Raw genomic sequence first — 1608 nt, 5'->3', positions numbered from 1 at the left:
GCTTTGATACTCATTGAGCCTTCTCCCCAGTCTAGCCAGCTTGGCTAAACTGGAAGGCGACCAAACCAAAAAGGAGAAGACCCAATGAATTTTTACAATAGCACCCATCAGCATTATTGTGGAATCGATTTGCACGCCCGCAGCCTCTATGTTTGCATTATCAATCAACAAGGTGAAACGCTCCTGCATAAGGAAATATCAGCGAATCCAGACGCGCTGATTGAACTTATCAGCCCCTATTTAGATGATCTTGTCCTCGGCGTTGAGTGCATGCACTGTTGGTACTGGGTCGCTGACTTTTGCGACGACCATGATATTGAATTTATTCTCGGCCATGCCTTATACATGAAAGCTATCCACGGCGGCAAAACTAAGAACGACCGCGTGGACTCATTTAAAATTGCGGCCCTAATGCGCGGCGGAAACTTCCCTCTGGCCTATGTGTATCCGCGTAACATGCGGGCAACTCGCGACTTGTTGCGTCGCAGAACCAACCTGGTGCGACACGGCGCGGACTTAAAAGCTCATGTCGCTAACACCACCAGCCAATACAACTTACCGCCAAACAAAGTAAATCTAAAGAACGTTGGTGCACGAGAGCAACTCAATACCACTTTTCATGATCCTGTCGTGCAACGCAACATCAACCTCGATATGGCGGTTCTCGAGTGCTACCACCGCGAGCTTAGCCAGGTGGAGTGGTTCTTAGAAAAGCAGGCCAAGAAGCACCAACCCGCGTACTTCTACCTGCTAAAAACAATCCCAGGTATTGGTCGCATACTCGCGCTAACCATCCTTTACGAAATCGGCGATATTCAGCGCTTCGAATCGGTGCAAAAGTTTGCTTCTTACGCCCGACTTATCAAATGCAAAGCTGAGTCCGCTGGTAAAACCTATGGCACTCAGGGCAATAAAATTGGCAATGCCCACCTCAAATGGGCCTTCTCTGAAGCGGCGGTTTTATACCTCAGAGGTAATTCGGGCGCACAACAACTATTGCAACGCTTTCAAAAGCGCATGAGCAAAGCTAAAGCTTTGTCTGCCCTAGCTCACAAGCTAGGCCGTGCCGTCTATTTCATGTTAAAGAACGAGAAGATATTCGATGAAAAACGCTTCTTAACGAGTTAGTCACGCAGCAGGATGATGATCAACGTCTAACTGGATCATAACGGAGTGTGCTGAAAACCGGTGTCTGTTGACTGGGTATACAACCCTCCAAACCGAATTTCTACACCCACTACGAAGCCCGTCGCTTTGATTATCCATTCTGCTGGCGTGCATCGATACTCTGAGCGAGTGCGCTTACACCGGTGCTGAACCTGAAATTAACTGGGACGAAATCGTAACCCGCTTTTTGACTAGGACAGATACCGGTTAACCGATGAATGTCTAGTGCCCCAAACCAACCTGCACAGAGCAATCCGGTTTGGCAGTGGATAACCACCACACTAAGAGAGCCTCAATAGGTGTTTGCTGTAAGCCATCAACAGCCAACGATGACAGACGAAGCAGGCTCACTGGCTCAGAGATTTGGTATTGGCCGCTCACGCGGCGGCCAATAAAAAACTAATGCCTATTGACAGGACGAAGGCTCATAGGTGTTATGCC

Annotated in this window: 1 protein-coding gene; it reads left to right on the top strand. The window is 48.6% G+C overall.

Going from position 1 to position 1608, the window contains the following annotated elements:
• Positions 1-84: 84 nt before the first annotated feature.
• Entirely contained in the window at positions 85-1128 is a 1044-nt protein-coding gene (locus CWE07_RS14200; RefSeq protein WP_111570611.1) for an IS110 family RNA-guided transposase, read from the top strand.
• The last annotated feature ends 480 nt before the right edge of the window (positions 1129-1608 follow it).

It is taken from the genome of Aliidiomarina maris, from assembly GCF_003987335.1.
Taxonomy (GTDB): Bacteria; Pseudomonadota; Gammaproteobacteria; order Enterobacterales; family Alteromonadaceae; genus Aliidiomarina; species Aliidiomarina maris.
This window is presented reverse-complemented; position numbering and strand designations above follow the sequence as displayed.